The sequence below is a fragment of the Streptomyces pseudogriseolus genome (assembly GCA_002154585.1).
In the GTDB taxonomy this organism is placed as follows: Bacteria; Actinomycetota; Actinomycetes; order Streptomycetales; family Streptomycetaceae; genus Streptomyces; species Streptomyces pseudogriseolus.
Genome location: MUNG01000527.1, coordinates 1 through 1,812, shown reverse-complemented (window position 1 = coordinate 1,812; position 1,812 = coordinate 1). Strand labels below are relative to the sequence as shown.

Below are 1,812 nucleotides of genomic sequence, written 5' to 3'. Positions count from 1 at the left end.
GGTAGGCGGAGATCTCCGCCTGGTGGGTGGCCTGCTCGGGGTCGTCGGCGTACCAGGCGCCCAGGGGCGGGATGCGCATCGCGGCGCCGTTGCCCCACGACCCCTGGCCGTTGAAGAGCGCGGCGGACAGTTCCCGCCAGTCGCCGCCCTCGCGGACCAGGCGCAGCAGCCGGTTGACCGCGGGACCGTACCCCCGGTCGAAGTCGTGGCGGTGGGCGAAGGAGCGGGCCAGGGCGTCCTGGTCGATGCGGTGGTGCCCGGCCAGGACGGTGACGACGGAACACGCCATCTCCGTGTCGTCGGTCCACTGCCAGGGGCCCTCGGGCAGCTCACGGCGCTTGAGCAGCGGGTAGTTCACCGGCACGAAGAACTGCGAGCCGAGCGCATCCCCCACCGACAGGCCGCACAGGCTCGCCAGCGCGCGCTCCAGCCGCGCCTCGGGGGAATGATCAGTGGTCATCGCCTCGCAACTCTCCCATCCGGCACTCGCCGACTCCAGCACATTCTCGTCTGCTATCCCGTGATCGGATAGGGCTCCGGGTCCCGCCAGCGGTCGAAGGGCCGGTCCAGGGTGTACTTCCCGTTCTCGCCCAGGACGAGCATCCTCACCTCGGCGTTCCCCGGGTTGGACAGCGACTCGAACTCCGCCACGGTCCAGTGGAACCACCGCATGCAGAACAGCCGCATGGCCAGACCGTGGGTGACGATGAGGACGTTCGGCGGGTGGTCCGGGTCCTCGAAGCTGCGGAACAGGCTCTCCAGGAAGCCGCCGACCCGGTCGTAGACGTCGGCGCCGGACTCGCCCTGGGCGAAGCGGTAGAAGAAGTGACCGTAGGCGTCCCGGTAGGCCTTCTGGAGGCGGACGTCCTCGCGGTCCTGCCAGTTGCCCCAGTCCTGTTCGCGCAGCCGGGGCTCCTCGCGGACGCGTATCAGATCGGGCTCGAGGTGGAAGGCGTTCAGGGTCTCGAGCGTCCGCCGGTACGGGGAGACGTAGACGCTGACCCGCTCCTGGCCGAAGACGCCGCGGAGCCGCTCGCCCGTCGCCTCGGCCTGCTTTCTGCCCCGCTCGGTGAGACCGAGGGCGTGGTCGGGTTCGCGCTCATAAACGGTGTCGTCAACATTGCCCGTTGATTCACCGTGCCGGACAAGGACGATGCGCCGTGGTCGTGCCATGCCAAAACACTAGATCGGGTGAGGCCGCGACGGGCACTCGTGCGGGTCCCGTACGGCATTTGTCACACATGTTCGCCGCGCACGGGACGGTGCCGGGTGCGCCGGCGGCTCACACCGTCCAGGCGGACTCCATGTCGACGATGTCACCCGCGAGGGCCGCGACGTCCGCCTCGGTCTGCGCCCGCAGCGCCAGTCGCTCCACGCGTTCCCTGCGGTACTTGCCGTGTTCGGCGGCGGAGCGCCACATCGACAGGACGAGGTACTCGCTGCCCGGCGCCTCGCCGAACAGCCCCCGCACCATGCCGGGCGAGCCGGCCATCGCCGGGTTCCACACCTTCTCCTGCATCAGCACGAAGTGCTCGGCGCGCTCCTCGTGGACACGGCACAGCGCGACCCTGATCAGGTCGGCGTCGGTGAAGCGCGGTTCGAACCCGGTCTTCACGTCGAAGCGGTGGTCGAACAACCTGACCTCGGCGTTCGTGAAGGTGCCGGCCTGGGACGCGGCGAGCCGGTCGTGGGACCGGGCCATGAAGGAGTCGTAGAAGGCGCGGCTCTCCCAGAAGGAGAAGATGTGCGCCACGTCCTGCCGCCCCCGGCTCCAGCCTCCGCCCTGCGCGCGAAACCCCGGCTCCCCCAGAA

General features: G+C 69.8%; 3 protein-coding genes. All 3 read right to left on the bottom strand.

Annotated features, from left to right (window positions below; genetic code table 11):
- Positions 1-460, bottom strand: a 460-nt coding sequence (locus CCN29_RS32165; protein WP_143661442.1) for an ADP-ribosylglycohydrolase family protein, incomplete at its 3' end; no start/stop codon positions are given.
- A gap of 53 nt (positions 461-513) precedes the next feature.
- Positions 514-1,173, bottom strand: coding sequence for a histidine phosphatase family protein (locus CCN29_RS32160; protein WP_006130004.1), 660 nt, complete (start codon positions 1,171-1,173; stop codon positions 514-516).
- Positions 1,174-1,282: 109 nt separating this feature from the next.
- Positions 1,283-1,810, bottom strand: a complete 528-nt coding sequence (locus tag CCN29_RS32155) for a DUF4937 domain-containing protein (protein WP_086686057.1) — start codon at positions 1,808-1,810, stop codon at positions 1,283-1,285.
- Between the last annotated feature and the right edge of the window lie 2 nt (positions 1,811-1,812).